Genomic DNA, 3,566 nt, shown 5'->3' with positions numbered 1-3,566 from the left:
TCGGAAGCTCCCGTCTACAGCCCGTCAGGGCTTAGCGGGAGAGGATGTCACTTTCACTTTTTTGAGGTCAACCGAGCCCTGGTGTTGGATCGCGCCGCCAGCTTTGGCAGGCGCCTCAACATCCCTTCCGGCCAAGCGGTGCGTTTTGAGCCGGGGCAAACCCAGCGGGTCACTCTGGTGGCGCTGGGAGGCAAGGGTCTGGTGCATGGCTGCAACCGGCTGACGAAGAGCAGCGTCCGCTCTGCAACGCAAAAGCGGCGGGCCCTGGCCCGATTGCAGGAGTGGATGGGCTAGGTGGTTAAGCGCTATGGACATAACGCCCCTCGAAGTATGCAGCTTTGGGCATCTGGGCTGAGGCTTGGCCACATCCCCATCCCACCTCAGATTCAAGAGAGTAGGGCTATCCAATTCTTCCTCTGGGATCTGGCCAATGTTAGAGCGTGAGACTGTTTGGTGGATGTGGGTACAGGGCTTGGGGCTGAATCTTTCTGGGTTGGCCCTGTTGGCAGCAGCAGGTGCCACTTTCGGCCCCCTCTGCTGGACCGGCGCGACGGTGGCGGTGATGCTCAAGTTAATTGGAGATAGCCAACTGCTGCGCGCCTACTGGCTTTGGCAAAGTCGGCACCGCCAAGCGGGATCCCAGCCCGTCAGCTCGGCAGCGGCGCTCCAAAGTCAAGTTTGAACAGTTACCAAACAGCCTGTTCGTGGAGCTTCAGCTTCCCTCTCCCCCTGAGGAAGAGGGGCGGGTGAAGGCCAGCGGCAAAGTGCCTTAACCTTGTTTGAAACGACTGTCAGGGAGTTTGAAACAGCCTGACCCTCACCGCAGGTGGGCCACAGTCACACCCGTACCGCCGTCCTGGGGATCCGCTGGGGCAAACCTCTGGACACGCGGGTGATTTTGGAGGTAGGCCTGGACGCCGGCCCGCAGGCGTCCCGTGCCGTGGCCGTGGATGATCCAAACCGGGCCAGGAGGGGCTTGGGCAAAGTGCTGTTCCAGAATCGCCTCGGCATCGGCTACAGTTTTCCCCCTTAGGTCAAGGGTGTTGCGGCTGGTGCGCAGGTTCAGGGGAGCAGTGGTGGGCGGTGGGGAAGGAGGAGCTTTGGGGCGCTGGCGCTGTTTGGCCTGATGTTCATCGATGGGATCCAACTGGCCCCGCGGCACCGTGAACTTGAGAATGCCGCTGCGCACCACATACACCTCTCCTTCGACGGCAATGACCTCTCCCGTCTGTCCCAGGCCCCGCAGCCGCACCCGATCCCCCACCTCTGGCACGAACTCAGTCTCAACGGGCGGCGGCGAGTAGCGCCTGCGAATCTGCTCCAGCTCAGCAGCGACCTGCTGGGGATCGTCCCCCTGTTGCAGCTTGCGGACGGCGGCGGCCACCTCCCGGCGGGCGGCGGCCAAGAGGGCTTGCAGCCCCTGTTGCTGCCGGTACTCCAGTTGCGCCTCTCGCTCAGCCATTTGCCGACTGCGCTGCTGCATTTGGCGGTACAGGGTTTCCAGCTCTTGGTGCAGGGATCCCACCTGGGCGGCCCGCTCTTCCAACTGGGCCCGTTGCGCCTCCAGCCCCGCGATCACCTTATCCACCTGGCTTTCCCCCTGCAGATGCTGCTGCGCCCGCCGCAGAATCTCCGGCTCCAGGTGCAGCCGCCGGGCGATGGCCAAGGCATTGGAGCGACCAGGGATCCCCCACAGCAGGCGGTAGGTGGGGGCCAGGGTGGCCTCGTCAAACTCCACCGAGGCATTCTCAAAGCCGGGATGCTGGTATTTCAGAGCCTTCAGCTCGCCGTAGTGGGTGGTGGCCAAGGTCAGCAGGGCCTTTTCGGCGAGATACTCCAATAGCCCGGCAGCCAGGGCCGCGCCCTCGCTGGGATCCGTGCCTGCCCCCACCTCGTCCAGCAGAACAAGGGCCGGCGCCGGCTCCGACTGCAAAGCTTGCACGATGCGGCTGATGCGGCGAATATGCCCGGAAAAAGTGGAGAGGCTTTGCTGCAGCGATTGCTCGTCGCCGATGTCGGCATAGACCCCGTCGAACCAGGGCAGTTGGGGCGGATCCTGGGCGGGCAGGAAGATCCCCGCCTTGGCCATAAGCACCAATAGCCCCAAGGTCTTCAGGGCAACCGTCTTGCCGCCAGTGTTGGGGCCGGTGATGACCACGGCGCGGATGGACTCCGAGAGGGTGAAATCGATCGGGATCACCTCCGGGCCCTTGCCTTCCTCGCGAGACTGCCACAGAAGCAAGGGGTGCCTAGCTTGGCGCAGGCGCAATCCTGCCGGGACAAACTGGGGGCGATTGCCCCCCAACCAAAGGCTGTAGCGAGCGCGAGCCAACGCCACCTCCAGCCCCACCATCACCGCCTGCAGATGCTCCAAATCCTCGGCAACAGATCCCACCTGGGCCGAGAGGGCGGCCAAGATCCGCTCTTCCTCCGCCTGGATCTGGGCCTGGGTTTCCCGCAGCCGGTTGCCTAGCTCCACCACAGCGTAGGGCTCTACATAGAGGGTGGCCCCGCTGGCAGAGCTGTCGTGCACAATGCCGCGGATGAGATCCCGATGGGTGGCCTTTACCATCAGCACAAAGCGCCCCTGCCGCTGGCCAATCAACGTGTCCTGCAGCGCCTGGGGGTGCTGACTCATCACCTGTTGTAGGCGTTCTTGGATCTGGCTGCGGTACTGGCGGTGCTGACGGCGCAGGTCTGCCAGGGCGGCGCTGGCGCTATCTCTCACCTCGCCGTGTTCGTCCAGGCAGCGGAAGATCTCCTGCTCTAGCTCAGGATAGGTGCGCAGATTGCTCACCCACTCCTGCAGGCGGGGCAGGCGCTCGTCAGCATCGATGAGTCGGCGAAGGCGGCGAGCAGCCCCCAAGGTGGTGGCAATCTGCACCAGCTCTTCCCCGCTCAGAATGCCCCCCCGTTCGGCCCGTTCCAGGGCCGGCAGCAAGTTGTGGATCCCGTCCAGAGAAATCCCCCCTGGCTGGCTGCAATCCAGCCGGATGGCCTCCTCCGTTTGATCAAGACAGACCTCGCTCTCGGCGCGGCTCCGCCAGGGATCCAGCTCTAGGCAGGCGCGGCGGCCTAGGGGTGTGGCGGCAAAGCTGGCCAAGTGTTGGCAGAGGCGGGGCCACTCCAACAATTCCAAAGTTTCTTGGCGGAGGGAAGGATCGGGCTCAGAACAGATCGGCAGCAGGTTGAAAGTAGTGGGCGTAGGCATTCCTGAAGAAATTAGCCATTCGAGGAAGAACGGAGCTGCAGCCGCTTCATCTCTTGCAAAAACTGCCGCTGGTAGTTGAGAAAGGCAGTGTGCCACTCGCGGAAGCGACGCTCACCATCGCGCACCAACATCTGTCGGTAGTGCTCGGAGTTGAGACGGGGCCGGGCCGAGTTCATGGGGATCGAAGACGCTCTGCCCCTATTGTGGCAGGCCGCGGGGCGCCTTTCATAGCTTCCAACCTGCGGGCAGGCGAGAAAGCACCCCATCTGTTCTGCCGGTGAGGGGAGATTTTTTGCTTGCAGTGTGACATCCTCTCCCGCTAAGCCCTGACGGGCTGTAGACGGGAGCTTCCGAG

Annotated in this window: 4 protein-coding genes; 2 read left to right on the top strand and 2 right to left on the bottom strand. The window is 63.4% G+C overall.

Annotation, left to right across the window (positions count from 1 at the left end; all coding sequences use genetic code 11):
- Positions 1-294 (top strand): urease subunit beta (locus GG26_RS13510; protein WP_414391159.1); only part of this gene is annotated, 294 nt, incomplete at its 5' end.
- Between the two features lie 136 nt (positions 295-430).
- A complete protein-coding gene (locus tag GG26_RS13505) occupies positions 431-682 on the top strand; it encodes a hypothetical protein (protein WP_240527800.1) in 252 nt (83 codons plus the stop codon).
- A 135-nt stretch (positions 683-817) separates the two neighbouring features.
- Here GG26_RS13505 and GG26_RS13500 read toward each other — a convergent pair whose 3' ends face one another.
- Both GG26_RS13500 and GG26_RS13495 read right to left on the bottom strand, forming a co-directional pair.
- A complete protein-coding gene (locus tag GG26_RS13500) occupies positions 818-3,211 on the bottom strand; it encodes an endonuclease MutS2 (RefSeq protein ID WP_414391157.1) in 2,394 nt (797 codons plus the stop codon).
- 11 nt (positions 3,212-3,222) lie between these two features.
- Positions 3,223-3,387, bottom strand: coding sequence for a hypothetical protein (locus GG26_RS13495; protein ID WP_168173329.1), 165 nt, complete (start codon positions 3,385-3,387; stop codon positions 3,223-3,225).
- Between the last annotated feature and the right edge of the window lie 179 nt (positions 3,388-3,566).

Source organism: Synechococcus sp. 'PEA 65AY6A-5F PE A' (assembly GCF_047462575.1).
Classification (GTDB): Bacteria; Cyanobacteriota; Cyanobacteriia; order Thermostichales; family Thermostichaceae; genus Thermostichus.
Note: the sequence above shows the minus strand (reverse complement) of the source record. Positions and strands in the feature narration are given on the sequence as shown.

Excerpts from the sequence above, each read along its gene's own strand:
- GG26_RS13505 (WP_240527800.1), top strand. The coding sequence starts at position 431 with ATGTTAGAGCGTGAGACTGTTTGGTGGATGTGGGTACAGGGCTTGGGG.
- GG26_RS13500 (WP_414391157.1), bottom strand. The coding sequence starts at position 3,211 with ATGCCTACGCCCACTACTTTCAACCTGCTGCCGATCTGTTCTGAGCCC.
- GG26_RS13495 (WP_168173329.1), bottom strand. The coding sequence starts at position 3,387 with ATGAACTCGGCCCGGCCCCGTCTCAACTCCGAGCACTACCGACAGATG.